Origin of the sequence: Mesorhizobium sp. B2-5-7 (assembly GCF_006440875.1) — a bacterium.
In the GTDB taxonomy this organism is placed as follows: Bacteria; Pseudomonadota; Alphaproteobacteria; order Rhizobiales; family Rhizobiaceae; genus Mesorhizobium; species Mesorhizobium australicum.
Window position 1 is genome coordinate 629,961 of sequence record NZ_VFUO01000003.1, and the last position, 20,082, is coordinate 650,042.

The following is a 20,082-nucleotide window of genomic DNA, read 5'->3' on the forward strand; positions in this document are numbered from 1 at the left end:
CGACCTATAGGGGGACTTCGGCGCCATGACAAGCAAGCCATTCTGTTAGCCGTCACGCCAATGCCGAGGTAGAAATGGAAAGCCAGACCATCGTCGAAGCCCTGCTGCTTGGCCTGCTGGAGGGGTTGACCGAATTCATCCCGGTGTCCTCGACCGGCCACATCCTGCTCGCCGGCCATTTCCTCGGCTTCCAGTCGACCGGCAAGGCCTTCGAGATCCTGATCCAGCTCGGCGCCATCCTGGCCATCCTCAGCGTCTATTTCCGGCGCCTGTGGCAGATGCTGCTCGACCTGCCGCATGACCGGCTGACGCGGCATTTCGTCATCGGCATCCTCATCGCCTTCCTGCCGGCGGCGATCATCGGCGCGCTGGCGCATGATTTCATCAAGACTGTGCTGTTCGAATCACCCCGACTGATCTGCATCATGCTGATCATCGGCGGCGTCGTGCTGCTGGTCGTCGACCGAATGAACCTCAAGCCGGTCTATCGCGACGTCGAGCGGTTCCCGACCAGACTCTACCTGCAGATCGGCCTGTTCCAGTGCCTGTCGCTGATCCCCGGCACGTCGCGTTCGGGCTCGACCATCGTCGGCGCGCTGCTTCTGGGCGTCGACAAGCGGGCGGCGGCGGAATTTTCCTTCTTCCTCGCCATCCCGACCATGGTCGGCGCCTTCGCCTTCGACCTGTTCAAGAACCGCAACGTGCTGACCTCGGCCGATCTGCCGATCATCGCCATCGGCTTCGTCGCCGCTTTCGTCACGGCCTTGGTCGTGGTGCGCTACCTGCTCGACTACGTGTCGCGCAACGGCTACTCGCTGTTCGGCTGGTGGCGCCTGGTGGTGGGGATCGTCGGGCTGGTGGCGTTGATGATCTGGGGCTGAACGTGCGTTGTTGCAGGCCCCTCACCGGGATTGCCAACCGAATTGAGAGGGGCAATTCGGGGCAACCCGACCTCTCCCCTAGCGGCCGGATGAGGGGGCTGCCTCGCACGGATTTCTGTCAACTCCTTCCGTAAAACGCATTCGGGACATGCACCGGCCAGCGCCACGGCAGCACGGCGACCATGTCGAAGCGCATCGACAGCCTGCCATAGTCGGGCTGGCGGGACAGCCAGATATCGGCAGCACCCTCGATGCGGCGCTCCGATTCGTGACCGATCGCCTCCATGGCCTCTATCAGCGTGCGGCGCGCCTTGACCTCGACGAACAGGACGAGGTCGCCGCGCCGCGCAATCAGGTCGATCTCGCCGAAGCGGGTGCGGTGGCGGCGCGCGAGAATCCGGTAGCCCTTCAACATCAGCGCGGCCGCCGCCAGCCATTCGCCGCGATGGCCGCGCCGGTAGGCCTTTTGGCGGCTGGCGCTCGGGCGCTCAGCCACCGCTGGTTTCTCGTTGCTCGGCCATGACTTTTGGACAAACGGAACCGTTTGTCCGAGAAAACCGGTTTCCGCATTTCGGGATCATGGTCTGTCCTTGAGCTCGAGCAGCCGCCGATATAGCGCCTGCTTCTGGCCGCCGGTCATTTTCGCCGCTTCCGCCGCCGCCTTGGAGGCGGGCATTTCAGCGGCGAGCGACAAGAGCAGGCGATCGATGTCTTCAGGTTCGTCGGCCTTGGCCTCGGCGGCGCCGACGCAGACGACGATCTCGCCCCTGGGCGTATCGGCCCCCGCGTAGTGGTCGGCGAGCGCCCGCAGCGTGCCGGTGCGCATCTCCTCGAACGTCTTGGTCAATTCGCGGCCGATGGCGGCCTTGCGCTCGCCGCCGAGCGCCTCGACCATGGCGCCGAGCGACTCGGCCAGCCGGCGCGGCGATTCGAAGAAGATCAGCGTCGCCGGCACGGCTCTCAGGGCCTCCAGCCGGGCCAGGCGTTGTCCCGATTTAACCGGCAGGAAGCCGGCGAACAGGAAAGCGTCCGACGGCAGGCCCGACGCCGTCAGCGCGGCAAGCGGCGCCGAGGGGCCGGGGATCGGCACGACGCGGATGCCGTGGTCGAGCGCCTCGCCGACCAGCCGGTAGCCGGGATCGGAGACCAGCGGTGTGCCGGCATCCGAGATCAGCGCCACGCTCTGGCCGGCTTCGAGCGCCGCGATCAGCTTCGGCCCGGCCTCGCCCGCATTGTGTTCATGATAGGCCGTGGTGCGCCGGCGGATGCCGTAGCGGTCGAGCAGCACGCGCGACACGCGCGTGTCCTCGCAGGCGACGATGTCGGCGGCGGCCAGCGTCTCCAGCGCGCGCAGCGTGATGTCGGCGAGGTTGCCGATCGGCGTCGCCACCAGATAGAGCGCCGGATCGAGCGGACGGGCCGCGATCTCGGTCTGCCCGACCACATAGCTGCGCTTGCCCGTTTCGCCAGTCACCGATGCCGTCTCCGTTCAGCCTGTTGGCTTGCCAAACCCATTTGGCATGGCTGGCGCCGGCTTGCAAAACTCACACCGATGTAAGGCAGTCGCCATTCCTTCGCCACAGTAGGGAACGAAACCGGTTTTGGCAGATTTAGCCCCTGATTCCCAAGGGAGGACAGGATGGACAGCCTGACGATACAGGACGCTTTCGAGCCCTACTATGCCGGCCGCGGCCGAATTGCCGCACGCCAGGACAAGCGGCTGCCGGCCCGGGACGACACCAGCCTGACCAAGCAGGCCGCGATTGCCTTGCCGACGGATGTCAGGCTTTCCGACAACAAACCCGACAGCACGACGGAGCACTGACCGGACGATGCCCAATCGCTTCGATATTTTCATCACCCGTCTCGAAACGAGAACCGCGCGCCACGGCGTGCCGCTATCTCCGATAGGCGACCAGCACCGAGGGCGCCGCGACAAGGACAACGCCAAGCCGGTGCGCTCCGGAGAGTCCCACGCCGAGAAGGATCGCGGAAAGCATCGCCACAAACACGACGCCTGATCTGGTTCAGATCGGCGAGACGACAGTTCATCGTCGTGGGCGGAGCAAGGCGCGACGCAGCGCATGCCCGCGAGCAACACGGGCCTCGGTCAGCCGAAAGGCACTCAGCCTCCCAGCGCCCGATCCAGATCGGCGATCAGATCGTCGCCATCCTCGATCCCCGCCGACAGCCGCACCAGCGAATCCGATATGCCGATCTCCGCCCGCTTCTCGGCGGGAATGGAGCCATGCGTCATTAACGCCGGGTGCTCGATCAGGCTCTCCACCCCGCCAAGACTTTCGGCCAGCGTGAACAGCTGCGTGCGTTCGAGAAAGCGTTTGGTGCCGGCAAGATCGCGATCGAGCACAGCCGTGATCATGCCGCCGAAGGCATGCATCTGCTGGACCGCGATGGCGTGCTGGGGATGGCTGGCGAGGCCGGGATAGATGACGCGGCGCACATCTTTTCGCGCTTCCAGCCATTGCGCGATTTTGAGGCCGTTGGCGGAATGACGCTCCATCCTGAGCGCCAGGGTCTTCAAACCGCGCAGCGCTAAGAAACTATCAAACGGGCCGGATATGGCTCCGATGGCGTTCTGCAGGAATTTCAGGCGATCGGCCAAATCCTTGTTGTCGCCGACAACTGCGACGCCGCCGACCATGTCGGAATGGCCGTTCAGATATTTCGTCGTCGAATGGACCACGATGTCGATGCCGAGCTCCAGCGGCCGCTGGATGTAGGGGCTGCAGAAGGTGTTGTCGGCGACGGACAAGATCCCCTTGCGCTTCGCCAACGCCGCGACGCCTTCGAGATCGACGATGCGCAGCAATGGATTGGTCGGCGTCTCGACCCAAAGCATTTTTGTTTCCGGCCGGATCGCGGCTTCAACCGCGGCCAGATTGGTGAAATCGACGAAAGAAATCTGCAGACTGGCCGAGCGCTTGCGCACCCGCTCCATCAGCCGGAACGAGCCGCCATAAATGTCGTCGGTGGCGACGATATGCGCGCCGGAATCGAGCAATTCGAGCACCGTGGCGATCGACGCCAGGCCGGAAGCGAATGCGAAAGCCGCCGAGCCGCTTTCGAGATCGGCCACGGCGCGCTCGAAGGCGAATCGCGTCGGGTTCTGGCTGCGGGCATATTCGAAACCCTTGTGCACGCCGGGCGACTGCTGGCCATAGGTCGAGGTGGCGTAGATCGGCACCATCACCGCACCGGTCAGCGGATCGTGGCTCTGGCCGCCATGGATGGTGCGCGTCGAAAACGCCAGGCGGTTCTTTCCGGATGTTGTCATCGTGCGCGCCTCAGATGGTTGATCAGGTCGATGCGGGTAATCAGGCCGACGAACTCGTCGCCGTCGAAGATGATGGCGACCTCGTTGCGGTCGAACACCGGCAGCAGCGCGTCCAGCGTCTGGCTGGCCTGCAGCGTGTGCAGGTTCGAGGTCATGGCCGTGCGCACCGGGCCGTTGAAGCGCTCCCAGCGCCCGTCATAGGGGCCGTCGACATGGGCAAGGATGTCGCTCTCGTCGACGATGCCGACGAGTTTGCCGTTGTCGAGCACCGGCAGTTGCGAGACATCGGAGCGGCGCATGCGTCCGTAAGCATTGAGCAGGCTCTCGTCCGGCCCGACATAGACAGTGTCGCCGGTACGGTGAGTGCGCATCACGAGGTCACGCAGGTCGCCATGCTGTTCGTGTTCGGCCAGTCCCTGTTCCGCCAGCCAGAAATCGTCGAACACTTTTGACAGGTACTTGTTGCCGCTGTCGCAGACGAAGGTAACGACGCGCTTGGGCACCGTCTGTTCGCGGCAATAGCGCAGCGCCGCCGATAGCAGCGTCCCGGAGGAAGAACCGGCCAGGATGCCTTCCCGGGACAACAGATCCCGCACCGCCAGCATGCTCTGCTTGTCCGTGATGGAATAGGCCTTCTTGACCAAAGACAGATCGGCATTGGGCGGCACGAAATCCTCGCCGATACCTTCCACGGTCCAGCTTCCCGCCTCTTCCATCTTGCCGGTCTTGATCAGCGGCGCCAGCACCGAGCCGACCGGATCGGCCAGCACCATCTCCGTCTTCGGCGACACCTCGGCGAAGTAGCGGCCAAGCCCGGTCAGCGTGCCGCCCGAGCCGACGCCGACCACCACCGCGTCGACATCCCCGTCAAGCTGCGAGAAAATCTCCGGGCCGGTGGTCGTCTGATGCGCCAGCGGGTTGGCCGGATTGGCGAACTGGTTGGCGTAGAAGGCGCCGGGCAGTTCGGCGGCGATTTTTTCCGCCATGTCCTGGTAATATTCGGCATGGCCCTTGCCGACATCGGAACGCGTCATGCGCACTTCCGCGCCGAGCGCGCGCAGATGCTGGATTTTCTCGCGCGACATCTTGTCGGGCACGACCAGGATGATGCGGTAACCCTTGGGAATGCCGACCTGGGCAAGGCCAAGGCCGGTGTTGCCGGCTGTCGCCTCGACGATGGTGCCGCCGGGCTTCAGCTTGCCCTGTTTTTCGGCCGCCGCGATCATCGACAGCGCGATACGGTCCTTGATCGAGCCGCCAGGGTTCTGGCTCTCGAGCTTGATGAACAGCCGGCATTTTCCGGTGTCGAACTTGGTCAGCTCGACGATGGGCGTCTGCCCGATCAGATCGAGCAACGACGCATAGGGCGGCCGGAGGCGCGAGAGCGCCCTATCCGAGGAGCCACTGTCGGCCGTGGTTTTTCTATGCTCACTCATGTCGGAGCCTCCATGGGTCAACCCTAGCGTCTTTTCCAGCCGATCGCAGTTGGAAAGAAGATAGATCGTGCCAATCCGGTGGCCAGACGGGGAATGAAATTCCATGGGGCCGTCATCCAGGCGAGGCGAGGCGGTGCCGACCGAAACGCCAGCGAGACAGCGCCAAGCCGTGGGACTGGACGGCGGCATGATCCGGTCCAGCGAAGGCGTCGCAACCTGATCACCGGCCAGCAGAATTTTTTGGGCGCCGAGGCCGCGCGCGCCATGTGTGAGGCATTGGGCTGAACGCCATCCCTCCGGCTGGTAGCTGGAGGGACTTCAGTCTTAGTTGAGCAATAGCTAATATATATGTAGCTTGGTCGTGCGGGGGACGATCCCAATCGAAGCCTAACCCGCGATGGCCGGTGCGATCTGCTTCCAACCCAAGCATCCCCGCACCGGCCATTCTTTTGGTCCGAGGGCATAGGAAAGCACTGGCTCGAAACCGGGCTGAGGAGGCATTGGGTCACTCGACGGAAGGAAGATCGCGCCTTTTGGCAGGCCGATTCGCATCCCCATTACCGCGGTCCATATCAAGCCACGTATATCTCGATTGACTAAAGTAATGGAACGTCCAATGGACAAGCACGGAACGTTCGAAGACCCCTCGGACCAAGGCCTGCTAGCGCACAAGACTTTAGTCCTGCCGTTTTATAGTTAAGAACGGAAGTTGTTTAGACCGACATAGGGCCGCTCAGGACGAATACCAGACTACGCCCAGCCGAATATGGTGCGATCACGGAAGACGCTCGCGGCTTAAGGCGGGCACCGCTTGCCAAAGACAATCGCCGCCTGGGGTTGTCTATCCCAGCAACCGCTTGCTCAGCCTGGCGCATTGGACTCGGATATCGGGAATGGCGTCGATCTCGAAGAAGGTGCCGCGCGTCAGCGGGCCGACGGCGAGAATTTTTCGCGAAACGGTGCCATCGGCGGCGATGATCTCGCAATTGGCCGAGACGTCGAGGCCGATGCGCAGCGGATCCGGCCGCGCCAGGCCGCGGTCGACCAGCGAGCGCACCACGCTGTTCGACGAGGTCGAGATGTCGCGCACGATACCGGAGCAATCATAGATGCGGGCGACGCCGAATGTTTCGAGGCGCTGGGTGTGACGCGACTGGACCTCCACCGCGAAGCCGTCGCCCGGCGTGACGCCGACGACGCGCCCGGCGAGCGGCCGGATGCGGCCCGATTGCACGGCCTCCGTCACCCTGGCGTAGACCTCGGGTGCCATGCGGTGGCGATGGATGTCCCACCAGGCCTTGGTGTGCTCGACGAAGCGGCGCTTGGCCGAGGCCGGCCAGTTCTGCCAGATCTTCTGGTTGAAGGGGCGCAGGCCGTCCACCACGTCGCGCCAGTCGACGCCGGCCTTCTGGTTCTGACGGATAAGGTCGCGGAACCAGCCGACGAAATAGGAGAGCTGGGTGCCGAGCGGGATGTCGGCGACGTCGAGCTTGATCGGATTGCCCTTGCGGTGCGGCGAGGGCAGCAGGCCGCGCCGCGACACCGCGATGATGTCGCCGCGATGGCCGCGCTGCTCCAGGGAAAGGAATGCATCGACCATGCTCAAGCCCGTGCCCAGCACCAGGATGCGGCTATCTGGATCGAGCGCGGTGTCGGCTTCCGAGCCCATCCGGATCGCGTGGCCCTGCGCGGGCTGTTCGTCATGGCCGGTAGCGAGCACGGCAAGATGGGCGACCACGCTGGTGCCGTTGGCCAGCGCCACCTCGACCCCGGACGCCGTCGGCGTGATCGACAGGCTCTCCTCGCGGATCAGGCGCAGCCGGCCGCTCTCGCGCTCGCGCGTTTCCAGGTCGTCGAGCAATTCCTTGAGATAACGCGCATAGAGGCTGCGCGGCGCATAGACCGGAGCCTGTTCCGGTGTCGCAAGCCCCCGCTCCAGCAGCCAGCGCCAGAAATTGCCGGGATCGTCGGCATAGGCGCTCATGCCTGCGGCGCTGACATTCAGCACATGCGCCGACAGCAGCGTCGAATAGGCAATGCCCTGGCCAAAATGCGGGCGTTTTTCGATCAATGTGACGCGCAGGTCCGGATTGGGCGATTTGAGCAGATGCGCGGCCAGCACGACGCCGCTGGCGCCGCCGCCGACGATGATGATGGAACGGGTCGGGTTGGTTCGCCCGGTCATGCGCAAGCGAGCCCCATGCGAAGTGCCGGCTTCAGGCCTGGACCTTCACCGCGACCGACAGGTCGTTCCGCGCCACCGGCAGGTCGTCCCTCGCGACCGGGAGGTCGTCGGCAATGTCGCGCATCTCGGCGAGGCTGCGCTGGTCGAGCACCTCGGCGATCGCCTGCCGGACTTCCAGCATCAGATGTCGGACTTGGCATGTCGCCTCGTTGCAGTCTTCACAGCGCTGATACTGTGTGCGGCTGGCGCAGGGGATCGGAGCCAACGGCCCGTCGAGGACGCGCACGACGTGGCCGACCTTGATCTCGTCGGCGGGCCGGGCCAGGCGATAGCCGCCCTCCTTGCCCTTCCGGCTCTGGACGAAGCCGGCATTGCGCAGCTCGCCCAGAATGGCGTCGAGGAATTTCTTCGGGATGTTGTTGCCGGTCGCGATATCGCCGACGAAGGCGAGCCGTCCGGCCGGCATGTGCGCGAGATGGACGAGCGCCTTGAGGCCGTACTTGCCTTTTTTGGTGAGCATGAACCGAACGTTTCTCTGTCGTGCGATGGCCTTAGGCCATCCGTTGCGAAACGCCTCGCGTGCCTCCCCGCCGCGCCGAAGCCTCCATGACACATAAATTCCAGTGACATGATATACAAGCCAATTGCGGTTGATCTTGCTTGATTTTCAACTCGTTGCGGCGATTTTAGGCCCGCCTTGTGATTTCGAGGACACAGACGCCAGGCTTGCTCGCATGACGGCCCGCGGCTGGGAACCGACGACGCCAGCGATCTCCACGATACGCTTGGGATGCCCTGTCATCGGCACCCCGCACCTATGTCCATAAGATTACTTAGGTGCCGACACGTGGAACCTCATTCTAAATTCTGTGCCATTCGAAGCATCAGTTTGCTGGAGGTAGGGAAAACCCGGAATTCTCGTTTGACCCTGTCTGTATCTGCAACGGTCGAGGTCGAGCCCTCGGGCAAAGTTGATGGGCTCGCCGCTCTTGGACGACGGCAACCGTCACTTCCGCCGTGGCGGCCCGCCGCCAGTGGCTTTTTTCCAACAAGCTCTCCTTCCTTGGAAGGATTTAACTCTACAAGAACCATGGAATTAGCGAACTATGGACATGCAATCCGGTTTTCCCTTTTCATGGAGCCCTTTGATGCCCACCATTTCGCGACGCATTCTCCTTCTGTCGTCGGCCGCCCTCGCCGGCGCCGCCTTCCTCAGCCCGGCGCTCGCCGAAGACCTGAAGATCACCATCGGCTACCAGACGGTCGTCGAACCCTCGAAAGTGCCGCAGGCCGATGGCGCCTATGAAAAGGCGACCAAGGCCAGCATCGACTGGCGCAAATTCGATTCCGGCGCCGATGTCATCGCCGCGGTCGCCTCCGGCTCGGTCGATATCGGCTATGTCGGCTCGAGCCCGCTGGCGGCCGCCGCCAGCCGCGAACTGCCGATCCAGACCATTTTCGTCGTCGGCCTGATCGGGCAATCCGAGGCGCTGGTCGCCCGCAACGGCGCCGGCATCGAGAAGGTCGCAGACCTCGCCGGCAAGAAGGTCGCCGTGCCGTTCGTGTCGACGACGCATTACAGCCTGCTTGCCGCGCTCAAGCACGAGAATGTCGATCCGAAATCGGTCCAGATCCTCAACCTGCGGCCGCCGGAAATCGCCGCCGCCTTCGCGCGCGGCGACATCGACGCCGCCTATGTCTGGGACCCAGCGCTGGGCCAGATCAAGACATCCGGCAAGGTGGTGCTGGATTCCTCGCAGGTCGCCGCCTGGGGCGCGCCAACCTTCGACGCCTGGATCGTGCGCACCGACTTCGCCGAGAAGAACCCGGAAGCCGTGCGCGACTTCGTCAAGGTGACGGGCACCGCCTATGCGGACTATCTCGCCAAGCCCGACGCCTGGTCGGTGTCGTCGCCGCAGGCCGCCGCGATCGCCAAGCTCACCGGCGCCAAGCTGGAAGAGGTGCCGGAGCTGCTCAAGGGTTATGTCTTTCCCACCCTGGAACAGCAGGCATCCGGGAAGTTCCTCGGCGGCGGTACGGTCAGTGCGATCGCGGCGGCATCCGCCTTCCTCAAGGAGCAAGGCAAGGTCGACGCGGTGCTGCCGGACTATTCGAAATACGTCACTTCGAAATACGTCACCGAGGCGCTGGCCTCGAACTGACGCGTCGCACACGCGGCTCTCCTTCCCACGCCGCGTATTGCCTGTCCCGAAGCCGCCGACGAGGCGCGATTTCGGGGCAGGCGGATATCCTTCCAATCGGCGAGGGCCCATGCCGCATCTCGTGCTCGACAAGATCTCCATCCACTATGACGGCCAGCCGGCACCCGCCGTCGAGCACGTGTCGATCGGCGTTGCCAAGAACGATTTCGTCGTCCTTGTCGGCCGCTCCGGCTGCGGCAAGACCTCGCTGCTCAACGTCGCCGCCGGCCTGGTCATACCGGCGCGCGGCAGTGCCACGGTCAATGGCAAGCCGATCACCGGGCCCGGTTCGGACCGGGCCGTGGTGTTCCAGAACGATGCGCTGTTTCCGTGGCTCACGGCGCGCGAGAACGTCGCCTTCGCGCTCAGGCTGCGCGGAGCGAGGCCAGCCGAACGGGCGCGCCGCGCCGATGAACTGTTGGCGCTGGTCAAGCTCGCTGAAGCCGGCGACAAACGCATCTGGGAGCTGTCCGGCGGCATGCGCCAGCGTGTCGGCCTTGCCCGGGCGCTCGCCGCCGAACCCGAATTCCTGCTGCTCGACGAGCCGCTCGGCGCGCTCGACGCGCTGACGCGCGAGCGCATGCAGACGACGCTGCTCGACCTTTGGACGGCAAGCCATGCCGGCGTGCTGATGGTGACGCACGGCATCGAGGAGGCGCTGGTGCTCGCCACCCGCATCGTCGTGCTGGCGCCCGGCCCGGGCCGCGTGGTGCGAACCTTCGAGCCGAGCTTCTCCAGGCGTTACGCGGCGGGCGAGCCCATTCGCGCCATCAAGGCCGATCCGGCCTTCGCGGCGGCGCGCGGCGAACTGACCGACGCGATCTTCGAGGGAGAGGCGGCATGACAATTTCCTCCTACACCGAACGGCCCGGTTCAAGGACAGACGAAACCGACGGCCTGTCGGTGCCCTGGTCGAGGCCACGGGCGAAACGGACGGGCGTTTCGGCCCGCATGGTCAGCGCCGCCACCATCCTGGCGGTGCTGGCGCTCTGGACACTGTCGGCCCGCCTGCAACTGGTGTCGCCGGTGTTCCTGCCCTCGCCGCTTGCCGTGTGGAACAAGTTCATCGTGGTTATCAGCGACGGCTTCGTCGACGCGACGCTGCCGCAGCATGTCGTCGCCAGTCTGGCCCGCGTCTTTGCCGCGCTGGCCGCCGCCATCCTGGTCGGCGTGCCGGTGGGGCTCGCCATAGGCATCAGCACGGTGGGGCGCGGCATCTTCGATCCGCTGCTCGAATTCCTGCGACCGATCCCGCCGCTGGCCTACCTGCCGCTGGTCATCATCTGGTTCGGCATCGGCGAGCCGTCGAAAATCCTGGTGATCGCCATCGCCATGCTGGCGCCGGTCGCGCTGTCGAGCGCCTCGGGCGTCCGCGGCGTCTCGCGGGAGCGCGTCAACGCCGCGCGTTCGCTTGGTGCGACTCGACGCCAAGTGGTCCGCCACGTGATCCTGCCCAGCGCCCTGCCCTCGATCCTGACCGGCCTGCGCATCGCGCTCGGCGCCGGCTGGTCGACACTGGTCGCGGCCGAGCTGGTGGCGGCAACGCGCGGGCTTGGCTTCATGATCCAGTCGGCGGCCCAGTTCCTCGTCACCGACGTGGTGATCATGGGCATATTGGTGATCGCCGCCATCGCCTTCGTGCTCGAATTCACCATCCGCCGCATCGAGCGCGTGCTGGTCCCATGGGCGGGGCGGGAATGATCGGAAAAGGAGAATGACGATGACCCATTCCACCGCCGTGTTGTTTGCCCATGTCGGCGCCTGGCTGCTCGGCCTTGCTTCCGACGAGAACGCGGCAAGAGACGACAGCCCGCGCTCGCCGGCGCCGGTCCATCTCCGCGCCGGGCGCGATCGCCTGCCACCGCGCGACGAGAGTTTTTACTGGGCCTGGCAGTACTGGTCGCAGTGAACGCAGTCGCATCGGCCGGCGCGCTCGGCAGCGGGCGTGCTTGCTCGAAAATCAACCATGCCCACGGTTCGCCCATACCAGCCCGGCCAGGCCGACCAGCATGGCGGCGAGGCCGATATAGAGCCATTGCGATTGGCCGGTCATGAAGCTGCCGCCGACCACGCCGATCCCTTGCAGCGACCACAACGCACCGATCGCCAGCACAATCAACGCCAGCAGATTTTTGGTCAGTCTCATTGTCGGATCTCGCTTTCCCAGTCGATCGAGAGCGGCGCCACAGCCGCGATGAAAGAGCCAAAGGAAGTGGCTCGATCCCAGCGGTTTCTACTTGGAGATTAATCCCGGATCTTGTCAAACGGATCTCGGATATCGGCACGAATATCATCGATAACTGATAAAATCTGGTCCGAAAATCCCTGACAAACTGTTACCCCCTGACTCCAAACGTGTGATCTTGCCATGGAACCGCCAGATCACTGCCGCATTTCCTGCCTTATTTCCCACCTAACGGCTTGGGTCTGTCAAAAACGGAGCCATCCCCCAAATATGAAGACCACGAAACAGACCGCGCTTGTCGCGGTAACGATCGCTGCTGGCCTGATGGTCGGCGCCTCCGCCACTTCGGCAACCGCCGCCGCCGGTCAGTGTGGCCGCGCTTCCTGGTACGCGCTGCACTCGAGGACCGCATCGGGCGAGCGTATGAACCCCTCGGCGATGACCGCCGCCCACCGCACGCTGCCTTTCGGCACCAAATTGCGGGTCACCAACAAGAACAACGGCCGCAGCGTCGTCGTGCGCATCAACGATCGCGGTCCCTTCATCAAGGGCCGGGTGCTCGACCTGTCGAAAGGCGCCGCCGGCCAGCTCGGCTTCATCGGCTCCGGGCAGACCTCCGTCTGCATGGCGCGCGTCTGATCTGATCGTCTCCTGACCATGATCCCTTCCCGACCGCAGGACCATCATGGTCAGGTCGCCGCGAAAGCCTGACACATATCCTACACATTTCGGCACTGCACATTGAGCCGGCTGGGCCGGCCGTGCCGGGTTTTCAAGGCTTTCGGCGAAAGAAGCATTGGTCACGCCACGTGACGTATTGCATCGCAGCAATTAGTTGTTAACTTCCCCGCGAGACATCTAGGGCTCGGCGCTGATCGTCGTCCCTTCGGTCGCGGGGTAACGTATGTTCTACCAGCTCTACGAAATGAACCACGCGGCCCTGCAGCCGGCGCGGCTCTATGCCGACGCGGTCCGGTTGTTCTACTCCAACCCGCTCAACCCCGTTTCGCATACGCCCTGGGGCCGTTCGATCGCGGCCGGCGCCGAACTGTTCGAGCGCACCACGCGCCGCTACGGCAAGCCGCGATTCGGCCTGGCCAAGACGGTGGTCGACTGGAAGAGCGTCGCGGTCACCGAGGAGACCGTCTGGTCGAAGCCGTTCTGCAATCTCGTCCGGTTCGAGCGCGCCGTTCCCGCCGGGCGCAAGGCCGACCCGAAGCTTTTGATCGTGGCTCCGATGTCGGGCCACTATGCCACGCTGCTGCGCGGCACGGTCGAGGCGATGCTGCCCTATGCCGATGTCCATATCACCGACTGGGTCGACGCCCGCATGGTGCCGCTGGCCGATGGCAGCTTCGATCTCGACGACTATATCGACTACGTCATCGACATGCTGCACACGCTGGGTCCGGACACGCATGTGATGGCCGTGTGCCAGCCTTCCGTGCCGGTGCTTGCGGCGGTGGCGCTGATGGAGGCGAAGGGCGATCCCTTCGTGCCTTCGACGATGACCCTGATGGGCGGGCCGATCGACACCCGCCGCAACCCGACCGCCGTCAATCTGCTGGCCGAGGAAAAGGGCATCGACTGGTTCCGCGACAACGTCGTCATGCGCGCGCCCTGGCCAGTGCCGGGCTTCGGCCGCGAGGTCTATCCCGGTTTCCTGCAGCTTTCGGGCTTCATGAGCATGAACCTCGACCGCCACATCATCGCCCACAAGGAATTCTTCATGAACCTTGTGAAGCACGATGGCGACAATGCCGAAAAACACCGCGACTTCTATGACGAATATCTGGCGGTGATGGATCTGACGGCGGAGTTCTATCTGCAGACGGTCGACACGGTCTTCGTGCGCCATGCGCTGCCCAAGGGCGAGATGACGCATCGCGGCACAAGGATCGATCCGTCCGTGATACGCAACGTTGCCCTGTTCACGGTCGAGGGCGAGAACGACGACATTTCGGGTCTTGGCCAGACCAGGGCGGCGCAGGATTTGTGCGTCAACATTCCCGCCGACAAGAAGGCGCACTACATGCAGCCGGCAGTCGGCCATTACGGCGTCTTCAACGGCTCGCGCTTCCGCTCCGAGATCGTGCCGCGCATCGTCGACTTCATCACCAGCTATGGCCGCCAGAACCGCGTCGCGGTGAAGCCGAAGCTGGTCCGCACCGCCAAGCGGTAGGCGGTTTGAAAACGGAACCGGCCGCGGGTCCGATTCCGTTGCACAAGTGCCGCTCTGCCTCCCCGCGGGTAACCATGCTGCAAATCAGGCCGACGTCGTAATTGACACGGAGTGTAAATCGCCCTTAACGTTTCGTTAACAACAGGGCGAGCGGGGACAATGAATTCCTCAACCATGCGAAGGCTGCGCGTATGCGCGGCAGCAGGGCTGGCGTTAACGGGGGGCTGGATGGCACCGGCCTGGGCTTCGGGCGCCATGGCCACCGGGGGCCTCACCTCGCAGCCGATCGGCCACTACGATTTCTGCAAGCAGCGTCCAGGCGAATGTTCGATCCGCCCGGCCAATCTCGCGCCGGCGGTGCTGACCGACGGGTTGATGCGCAAGCTGGTCAACGTCACCGCAAGGGTCAATGCCGCCGTCAAGCCGATGAGCGACATGGACATCTACGGCAAGGACGAGGTCTGGGCCTATCCGGACAAGGGCGTCGGCGACTGCGAGGACTACGTGCTGGAGAAGCGGCGCCAGCTGTCCCGCATGGGCATGTCGCTCGCCGATCTCCTGATAACCGTGGTCCGCAAGCCCGACGGCGAAGGCCACGCCGTACTGACGGTGCGCACCGATGGCGGCGACTATGTGCTCGACAATTTGACCGACAAGGTCAAGTCTTGGGACCAGACCGGCTACCGCTTCCTCAAGCGCCAGGCGATCGACAACACCGGCCGCTGGGTCTCGATCCGCGGCGGCCAGCAGGTTCTGGTCGGCTCGGTGCAGTAGGGCCATAGCGGGGCACCTGCCTGAGGCGGCGCCACCCCAGCGCGGCTATACCATTGCATTCTGCACGGTTGCGAAGCTCGCGATCGCGGCATGGATCCTCGGGTCTGCGCGTCCGCTTCGCCCGTGGATGACGAACCGTGGAGGTTCCGCCAATCTCTGGGGCCTCTGCCATTGCCGCACTGCCTTGACCCACGGCTCCCTTTGGGGACCCTCCAGAAAATTTCCGCATCCCTCCGTGAACCATTTCCGTTCGCCCGGCGACACACAGCCGTGAACCGAACCAACCCAAATCATGGAGACTTCAAATGACTGCTTTTCTGCGCAACACGCTTCTCGCCGCCGCCGCCGTTTCGGCGCTCACCGGATCAGCTCTGGCCGGGCAGACCATTCCAAGCTGCGCCAACACCAACCTCAACGATTTGTGGGCCGGCCGCTGTTGCGGCGAGGCCGGCGCGTCGGACTGCCTGGGCGGTGGCAATGGCGGCCAGGGCCATGGCGACCATGGTCGCGGCGGCAATGGCGGCAGCACGGCCGGCAAGAATTGATCGCACCACGGCTGCCCGCTGGCTGCTCGCCGGCGGGCGCTGTCTTCTACGATCGCCGGCCCAATGCCGCGCGGATCGACGCGGTGATGCGCAGAAGCTCGGCCTCGTCGAGTTTCTCGATGGTCTCGGCCAGAAGATTGGCAAGTTCGGTGGCGGCGGGGGACAGGCCTGACGTATCGAGTTTCACCCGCGGATGCGAGGTTTCGGCCAGCCGCGCCAGTTCCTCGGCATCGTCCCAGATGATGTTGAAATAACCGATGATCTTCTGGATCAGCGTCCAGGTCGGCGCGCCGCGCCGGCCATGCTCGAGCGCCGAGAGATAGGCGGCGCTGACGCCGATCGCCGCCGCCATGTCCTTCTGGCTGACGCCGCGCTCGGCCCGCAGCGCCCGCAGCCGCTCGCCGAACGGCGTCACGAGCGCGCCCGCCGCAGCCTGATATAAAGCGCGCCCGAGCCGCCATGGTTGCGGGCGGCATGGTCGTGGCTGGAGACCAGCGGCCGGAACGCGGGTGTCGACAGCCAGGCCGGGACGGCGCGCCGCAAGATGCCATCGCCGCCCGAGGAAGACCCCTTGCCGGTGATGACCAGCACATAGCGGACGCCGCCGGCATGCGCCCGGTGCAGGAACGAGAACAGCAGCGAATAGGCCTCGTCCTGCGTCATGCCGTGCAAGTCGACGCGGCCCTCGATCGGCAGCCGGCCCTTTTGCAGCTTGTCCAGCGTCGGCTCGTCGAGCCGGTGCGTGACATGCTGGATTTTCGGTTTTGCAACAGCCGTCGCGTTGGCGGCGGGCTGGACCGGCTGCGCCGGCGCCGGCCTGGCATCGACGGCCATGTCCGGAATGTCGACCGCGGCGCGGCCCTTGAGCGGCTTGGCGGTGCGCGCCACCAGGTTCCACAGCACCCGGTCGTCGTCGCTGAGTTTATCCCCGCGCTTGCTCATCTCGCGCCCCCGGCCAGCGCGCGCGGCACCAGCGCATAAAAATCGGCGGCGTTGCGCACCACGCCGGCGATCTCGCCGGCGGCATCGCCCGAGCCGGCGAACAGGTCGCCACGCGCCGGCCCTGTTATGGCCGAGCCGGTGTCCTGCGCGATCATCAGCCGCCGAAATGGGTTTTTGTCGAAGGCGGTGAGCGTCGGCGCGTCGATGTAAAAAGGCGTGCCGAATGTGTGCAGCAGCCGGTCGACGGCCATCGAGCGGCCCGGCGTCAGCGGCACCTTGGCGGCCGCGATCGGGCCAAGCGCGGCATCATCCACTGCAGCCTCGCGGAAGAAGATGTAGGAGCGGTTCTGCCACAGGATCTCGTCGACCCGCCCAGGATGCGTCTTGAACCAGGCGCGGATCGACTGCATCGTCACGTCGGCCAGCGGGATTTCGCCGAGCCCGCTCAGGATTTTGCCGGGCCCCGTAAAGCGCTGGCCTGACTTGGCGGCGTAGGTGACGCGGCAAAGCCGCCCGTCGGTCATGACAAGCCGGGCCGCGCCTTGGACATGGATGAAGAAGGCATCGACCTTGTCTGCCAGCCAGGCGATCTCCAGCCCCTGGCCCGCGAGCGCTCCGCGCTCGATCGCGCCACGGTCGGGATATTCGGCCAGCCCATCGACGGTCCGGCGCGCGAAGGCGAGGTAAGGATCCATCCCGGCGGGCCGGTTGGTGTCGTCGACATCGACGAGATCGGCCGGACGCGACAGCAGCGGCACGGCAAAATGCTCCGTCCGCACCGGCGAGGCCTCGACTTGCGGTTCGTAGAAACCGGTGACGAGGCCGGCGCCAGTTTCGGGCCGCACCAGCATGGGGACAAAATGGCGCTCGAAGAAGGCGCGCGCTTCGGACGAACTGGCGGCGGGGGCTTCGCGTGCTTGCGCATAGGCCTCGGCGAAGCCGCTGAAATCGACGCCCAGCGCGCCGCTGCGATAGGGTTTTACCGGCACATGGAAGGCGGACCGGGCAAAGGCGGCGAAAGCCGGCAGATGGTCGTCGTCGCCCCAGCCGGGCAGGTCGCCGAAGGACCTTTCAACAAGGAGAGGCGACAGCAACACCGGAGCCTGCCTTTGCCGGACTCAGTCTTCTTCTTCGGTGGCGACGAGCTTCCAGTTCGGATCGCGCGAGCGTGTGTCGCGGGCGAAGGTCCAGACATCCTTGACCTCGGCCACCGTCTCGGGATCGCCGTCGATGACCGTACCGGCCTGGTCGCGCGTCGCCGAGATCAGCTCGCTGATGATGCGCAGCGTCACATGCGCCTCGCCGCCCTTCATCTCGGCCGAGACGATGTCGGCCTTGTCGATGCCGACGAAGGAGGACTGGATCTTTTCCGACTTGGCCTCGCGCTCGCCGATCGCGGCGACGAAGCCGTCATAGACCTCACGCGACAGAAGGTTCTTCAGCGTTTTGCGGTCGCCGTCGGCATAGGCCATGACGATCATTTCGTAAGCCATCTTGGCGCCGTCGACGAACCCCTTGGGATCGAAGGACGGGTCATTGTCCTTGATCGCGCGCAGGCCCTTGTTGAGATCGGTGTCGGGCTTGGCGAAGGCGTCGATGGCCGTGTAGGCGTCGGCCGGCGCCGGCTCGCCGGGCGCCCGCTTGCGCGGCAGCGAAACGACGTTCTCGGGCTTCTGCGTGGCGTCCTTGTCGGTGCGCGCCGCCGTGTAGGGGTCGAAGGGCGGCCGCTCGCTACCGGTCCGGCGGCCCAGCACGTTGCGCAGCTGGAAGAAGATCACCACCGCCGCGATCAGGAAGAAAATCGTGCCGAAGTCGAAGAAGCCCATATTTTCCGCCAATCAATCCCTGCCTCTAGGCCGGACCGTCCAGCCCAGCAGGCCGCGGTCGCATAGCGTTCACCATTCAAAGCATATAGAACGCAAGGCGCAATCATTCAAATCAAAGGCAGGCATACCTATCTAACAGCCTCCGTGCCAGCGGCGATTGGCCGCCAGCGGGACAAAACAATCGAATGATCGGTAAGGACTTGCGCATTTCGCTGCTTCCCCTCCTCCTCCTCGCGCTTCCGCTGCTGGAAATCGCCGGTTTCGTCGTCGTCGGCCGTGAGGTCGGCGCGCTGGCGACGGTCGGCCTGGTGCTGGCCTCGAGCTTCGCCGGCGTGCTTTTGCTGCGCCACCAGGGTTTCGGCGTCATGAGCCGCATCCGCGCCGAGATGGCCGCCGGCCGCGACCCCAGCGGCCAGCTCGCCCACGGCGCCATGATCGTGGTCGCGGCGGTGCTGCTGATCATTCCCGGTTTCATCACGGACATTGTCGGCCTGCTCCTGTTCCTGCCGCCGGTGCGCGACCTTGCCTGGAGCAGGCTGAAGGGCCGCATCGTCGTGGCCAGCAATTTCTCCACCGGCGGCTTCCGCCGTCAGCGCGACAAGGTCATCGACCTCGACGACGGCGACTATTCGCGCGAGGACGACCTCAAGCGCGGCCCGGACCACAATTCGCCGTGGCGGCGGCTGAAGGACGATTGAGACTGCATCGATATTCAGGTGATGCCGGTCTGCAAAGGGCGGCTTCCTGCGCTTCCGGTGCTCACGTACTTCAAGTACGCTCCGCTCCGGTTCTCGGAAACCACCCTTTTCGCCTCGGCCTGACCTGAATCTCGATGCAGTCTGGGTCCGCTCCGGTCACACGGCGGCAAACCTTGTCTTGTCATGCCGGCCATGGTAGCGAACGCCCGATTTCAATTCGGTCAGCCCCGATTCAATTCGGTGAGCGAGACTGCCCAGGGGAAAAGGATATTGGCTCATGGCCAGCAATGATGACGCGCCGGTCGGCGCCAACGGCAACGGCAACGCGGCCCAGCCGTCGCTCAACGTGCTGGCCCAGTATGTGAAGGACCTGTCCTTCGAAAGCCCCGGCGCGCCCAACTCGCTGCGCGGCCGCGACAAGGCGCCCGGCATCGCCATCAACGTCAACGTCAACGCCAACCCGCTCTCCGACAAGCAGTTCGACGTCAATCTGACGCTGAACGCCAAGGCCTCCTTCGACCAGGAAGTGCTGTTCAACGTCGAGCTGGTCTATGGCGGCGTCTTCGCCATTTCGGGCTTTCCGCAGGAGCACATGCTGCCGATCCTGTTCATCGAATGCCCGCGCCTGCTGTTCCCCTTCGCCCGCCAGATCATCGCCGAGGCGACGCGCAATGGCGGCTTCCCGCCGCTGATGCTGGACCCGATCGACTTCGCGCAGATGTTCCAGCAGAAGCTGGCCGAAGACCAGGCCGCGTCCTCCAAGACCCAGGTGAGCTGATCCTCGGCTGACAGGGATCGCTTGAAAAACCCGGCCTCGCGCCGGGTTTTTTGTTCTGGTGGATTGACCGATCGCGCCATGGGTCGACCCCCACTCCGTCGAGCTTCGCTCGACACCTCTCCCCCGATCGACGGGGTAGAGGAAAGGCGCGACC

General features: G+C 64.7%; 24 protein-coding genes. 13 read left to right on the forward strand and 11 right to left on the reverse strand.

Features of this window, described 5'->3' with window-relative positions; genetic code table 11:
- Nucleotides 1-74 precede the first annotated feature (74 nt).
- Nucleotides 75-881, forward strand: a complete 807-nt coding sequence (locus FJ543_RS16930) for an undecaprenyl-diphosphate phosphatase (RefSeq protein ID WP_015314715.1) — start codon at nt 75-77, stop codon at nt 879-881.
- A gap of 118 nt (nt 882-999) precedes the next feature.
- On the opposite strand, the gene FJ543_RS16935 is transcribed toward FJ543_RS16930, so the two are convergent.
- On the reverse strand, nt 1,000-1,377 hold the full coding sequence (locus tag FJ543_RS16935) for a YraN family protein (protein WP_015314716.1): 378 nt from the start codon (nt 1,375-1,377) through the stop codon (nt 1,000-1,002).
- Between the two features lie 81 nt (nt 1,378-1,458).
- Nucleotides 1,459-2,355, reverse strand: coding sequence for a 16S rRNA (cytidine(1402)-2'-O)-methyltransferase (gene rsmI, locus FJ543_RS16940; RefSeq protein WP_015314717.1), 897 nt, complete (start codon nt 2,353-2,355; stop codon nt 1,459-1,461).
- A gap of 165 nt (nt 2,356-2,520) precedes the next feature.
- Here rsmI and FJ543_RS16945 point away from each other — a divergent pair, with 165 nt between their 5' ends.
- The gene (locus FJ543_RS16945) at nt 2,521-2,706 is read left to right on the forward strand and encodes a hypothetical protein (protein WP_015314718.1); all 186 of its coding nucleotides are present in this window, start codon (nt 2,521-2,523) and stop codon (nt 2,704-2,706) included.
- Between the two features lie 7 nt (nt 2,707-2,713).
- The gene (locus tag FJ543_RS16950; protein ID WP_140876039.1) at nt 2,714-2,902 is read left to right on the forward strand and encodes a hypothetical protein; all 189 of its coding nucleotides are present in this window, start codon (nt 2,714-2,716) and stop codon (nt 2,900-2,902) included.
- Between the two features lie 104 nt (nt 2,903-3,006).
- On the opposite strand, the gene FJ543_RS16955 is transcribed toward FJ543_RS16950, so the two are convergent.
- The 4 genes from FJ543_RS16955 to FJ543_RS16970 all read right to left on the reverse strand — a co-directional run bounded on the left by FJ543_RS16955 (nt 3,007) and on the right by FJ543_RS16970 (nt 8,317).
- Nucleotides 3,007-4,176, reverse strand: coding sequence for a PLP-dependent aspartate aminotransferase family protein (locus FJ543_RS16955; RefSeq protein ID WP_140876041.1), 1,170 nt, complete (start codon nt 4,174-4,176; stop codon nt 3,007-3,009).
- Entirely contained in the window at nt 4,173-5,612 is a 1,440-nt protein-coding gene (locus FJ543_RS16960) for a pyridoxal-phosphate dependent enzyme (RefSeq protein ID WP_140619846.1), read from the reverse strand. Before FJ543_RS16960 ends, FJ543_RS16955 begins: the two co-directional genes overlap by 4 nt.
- Before the next feature lie 841 nt (nt 5,613-6,453).
- Nucleotides 6,454-7,797, reverse strand: a complete 1,344-nt coding sequence (locus tag FJ543_RS16965; protein WP_140823042.1) for an FAD/NAD(P)-binding protein — start codon at nt 7,795-7,797, stop codon at nt 6,454-6,456.
- Nucleotides 7,798-7,828: 31 nt separating this feature from the next.
- Nucleotides 7,829-8,317, reverse strand: a complete 489-nt coding sequence (locus FJ543_RS16970) for an Rrf2 family transcriptional regulator (protein WP_015314723.1) — start codon at nt 8,315-8,317, stop codon at nt 7,829-7,831.
- 628 nt (nt 8,318-8,945) lie between these two features.
- Between FJ543_RS16970 and tauA the strand changes: the two genes are divergently transcribed.
- The 4 genes from tauA to FJ543_RS16990 all read left to right on the forward strand — a co-directional run bounded on the left by tauA (nt 8,946) and on the right by FJ543_RS16990 (nt 11,907).
- Nucleotides 8,946-9,959, forward strand: coding sequence for a taurine ABC transporter substrate-binding protein (gene tauA, locus FJ543_RS16975; protein WP_140876043.1), 1,014 nt, complete (start codon nt 8,946-8,948; stop codon nt 9,957-9,959).
- A gap of 109 nt (nt 9,960-10,068) precedes the next feature.
- Nucleotides 10,069-10,842 (forward strand): taurine ABC transporter ATP-binding protein, encoded by a 774-nt coding sequence (locus FJ543_RS16980; RefSeq protein WP_140660309.1) that lies wholly within the window; start codon nt 10,069-10,071, stop codon nt 10,840-10,842.
- Entirely contained in the window at nt 10,839-11,699 is an 861-nt protein-coding gene (locus FJ543_RS16985) for an ABC transporter permease subunit (RefSeq protein WP_140876045.1), read from the forward strand. Before FJ543_RS16980 ends, FJ543_RS16985 begins: the two co-directional genes overlap by 4 nt.
- A gap of 19 nt (nt 11,700-11,718) precedes the next feature.
- Complete coding sequence (locus FJ543_RS16990; protein WP_140719494.1) at nt 11,719-11,907, forward strand: hypothetical protein; 189 nt, start codon at nt 11,719-11,721, stop codon at nt 11,905-11,907.
- Nucleotides 11,908-11,958: 51 nt separating this feature from the next.
- Here the strand turns inward: FJ543_RS16990 and FJ543_RS31455 are convergent, their stop codons facing one another.
- The gene (locus FJ543_RS31455) at nt 11,959-12,144 is read right to left on the reverse strand and encodes a hypothetical protein (RefSeq protein WP_015314728.1); all 186 of its coding nucleotides are present in this window, start codon (nt 12,142-12,144) and stop codon (nt 11,959-11,961) included.
- Between the two features lie 309 nt (nt 12,145-12,453).
- On the opposite strand from FJ543_RS31455, the gene FJ543_RS17000 reads away from it, so the two are divergent.
- The 4 genes from FJ543_RS17000 (at nt 12,454) to FJ543_RS17015 (ending at nt 15,684) form a co-directional block, all read left to right on the forward strand.
- Nucleotides 12,454-12,822: a septal ring lytic transglycosylase RlpA family protein gene (locus tag FJ543_RS17000; protein WP_015314729.1), complete on the forward strand. Its 369-nt coding sequence runs from the start codon at nt 12,454-12,456 to the stop codon at nt 12,820-12,822.
- A 265-nt stretch (nt 12,823-13,087) separates the two neighbouring features.
- On the forward strand, nt 13,088-14,365 hold the full coding sequence (locus FJ543_RS17005) for a polyhydroxyalkanoate depolymerase (RefSeq protein ID WP_140876047.1): 1,278 nt from the start codon (nt 13,088-13,090) through the stop codon (nt 14,363-14,365).
- Between the two features lie 159 nt (nt 14,366-14,524).
- Nucleotides 14,525-15,139 carry a transglutaminase-like cysteine peptidase gene (locus FJ543_RS17010; RefSeq protein ID WP_140619860.1) on the forward strand — a complete coding sequence of 205 codons (615 nt, stop codon included), beginning with the start codon at nt 14,525-14,527 and terminating at the stop codon, nt 15,137-15,139.
- A gap of 305 nt (nt 15,140-15,444) precedes the next feature.
- Nucleotides 15,445-15,684, forward strand: coding sequence for a hypothetical protein (locus FJ543_RS17015; RefSeq protein ID WP_140619862.1), 240 nt, complete (start codon nt 15,445-15,447; stop codon nt 15,682-15,684).
- Between the two features lie 46 nt (nt 15,685-15,730).
- Here FJ543_RS17015 and FJ543_RS17020 read toward each other — a convergent pair whose 3' ends face one another.
- Genes FJ543_RS17020 through FJ543_RS17035 form a run of 4 tightly spaced genes read right to left on the reverse strand, consistent with a single transcriptional unit; the run spans nt 15,731 to nt 18,452 of the window.
- Complete coding sequence (locus tag FJ543_RS17020; RefSeq protein ID WP_015314733.1) at nt 15,731-16,099, reverse strand: helix-turn-helix transcriptional regulator; 369 nt, start codon at nt 16,097-16,099, stop codon at nt 15,731-15,733.
- The gene (locus FJ543_RS17025; RefSeq protein WP_140660315.1) at nt 16,096-16,626 is read right to left on the reverse strand and encodes a Smr/MutS family protein; all 531 of its coding nucleotides are present in this window, start codon (nt 16,624-16,626) and stop codon (nt 16,096-16,098) included. Before FJ543_RS17025 ends, FJ543_RS17020 begins: the two co-directional genes overlap by 4 nt.
- Entirely contained in the window at nt 16,623-17,723 is a 1,101-nt protein-coding gene (locus FJ543_RS17030; RefSeq protein WP_140876049.1) for a murein transglycosylase A, read from the reverse strand. Before FJ543_RS17030 ends, FJ543_RS17025 begins: the two co-directional genes overlap by 4 nt.
- A gap of 21 nt (nt 17,724-17,744) precedes the next feature.
- Complete coding sequence (locus FJ543_RS17035; protein ID WP_015314736.1) at nt 17,745-18,452, reverse strand: Tim44/TimA family putative adaptor protein; 708 nt, start codon at nt 18,450-18,452, stop codon at nt 17,745-17,747.
- A 200-nt stretch (nt 18,453-18,652) separates the two neighbouring features.
- Between FJ543_RS17035 and FJ543_RS17040 the strand changes: the two genes are divergently transcribed.
- A complete protein-coding gene (locus FJ543_RS17040) occupies nt 18,653-19,150 on the forward strand; it encodes an FxsA family protein (protein ID WP_140876204.1) in 498 nt (165 codons plus the stop codon).
- 277 nt (nt 19,151-19,427) lie between these two features.
- Nucleotides 19,428-19,928 (forward strand): protein-export chaperone SecB, encoded by a 501-nt coding sequence (gene secB, locus FJ543_RS17045; RefSeq protein WP_015314738.1) that lies wholly within the window; start codon nt 19,428-19,430, stop codon nt 19,926-19,928.
- Nucleotides 19,929-20,082 lie beyond the last annotated feature (154 nt).

Coding starts and splice junctions, on each gene's coding strand:
- FJ543_RS16930 (WP_015314715.1), top strand. CDS start 75: ATGGAAAGCCAGACCATCGTCGAAGCCCTGCTGCTTGGCCTGCTGGAG.
- FJ543_RS16945 (WP_015314718.1), top strand. CDS start 2,521: ATGGACAGCCTGACGATACAGGACGCTTTCGAGCCCTACTATGCCGGC.
- FJ543_RS16950 (WP_140876039.1), top strand. CDS start 2,714: ATGCCCAATCGCTTCGATATTTTCATCACCCGTCTCGAAACGAGAACC.
- FJ543_RS16955 (WP_140876041.1), bottom strand. CDS start 4,176: ATGACAACATCCGGAAAGAACCGCCTGGCGTTTTCGACGCGCACCATC.
- FJ543_RS16960 (WP_140619846.1), bottom strand. CDS start 5,612: ATGAGTGAGCATAGAAAAACCACGGCCGACAGTGGCTCCTCGGATAGG.
- FJ543_RS16965 (WP_140823042.1), bottom strand. CDS start 7,797: ATGACCGGGCGAACCAACCCGACCCGTTCCATCATCATCGTCGGCGGC.
- FJ543_RS16970 (WP_015314723.1), bottom strand. CDS start 8,317: ATGCTCACCAAAAAAGGCAAGTACGGCCTCAAGGCGCTCGTCCATCTC.
- tauA (WP_140876043.1), top strand. CDS start 8,946: ATGCCCACCATTTCGCGACGCATTCTCCTTCTGTCGTCGGCCGCCCTC.
- FJ543_RS16980 (WP_140660309.1), top strand. CDS start 10,069: ATGCCGCATCTCGTGCTCGACAAGATCTCCATCCACTATGACGGCCAG.
- FJ543_RS16985 (WP_140876045.1), top strand. CDS start 10,839: ATGACAATTTCCTCCTACACCGAACGGCCCGGTTCAAGGACAGACGAA.
- FJ543_RS16990 (WP_140719494.1), top strand. CDS start 11,719: ATGACCCATTCCACCGCCGTGTTGTTTGCCCATGTCGGCGCCTGGCTG.
- FJ543_RS31455 (WP_015314728.1), bottom strand. CDS start 12,144: ATGAGACTGACCAAAAATCTGCTGGCGTTGATTGTGCTGGCGATCGGT.
- FJ543_RS17000 (WP_015314729.1), top strand. CDS start 12,454: ATGAAGACCACGAAACAGACCGCGCTTGTCGCGGTAACGATCGCTGCT.
- FJ543_RS17005 (WP_140876047.1), top strand. CDS start 13,088: ATGTTCTACCAGCTCTACGAAATGAACCACGCGGCCCTGCAGCCGGCG.
- FJ543_RS17010 (WP_140619860.1), top strand. CDS start 14,525: ATGAATTCCTCAACCATGCGAAGGCTGCGCGTATGCGCGGCAGCAGGG.
- FJ543_RS17015 (WP_140619862.1), top strand. CDS start 15,445: ATGACTGCTTTTCTGCGCAACACGCTTCTCGCCGCCGCCGCCGTTTCG.
- FJ543_RS17025 (WP_140660315.1), bottom strand. CDS start 16,626: ATGAGCAAGCGCGGGGATAAACTCAGCGACGACGACCGGGTGCTGTGG.
- FJ543_RS17035 (WP_015314736.1), bottom strand. CDS start 18,452: ATGGGCTTCTTCGACTTCGGCACGATTTTCTTCCTGATCGCGGCGGTG.
- secB (WP_015314738.1), top strand. CDS start 19,428: ATGGCCAGCAATGATGACGCGCCGGTCGGCGCCAACGGCAACGGCAAC.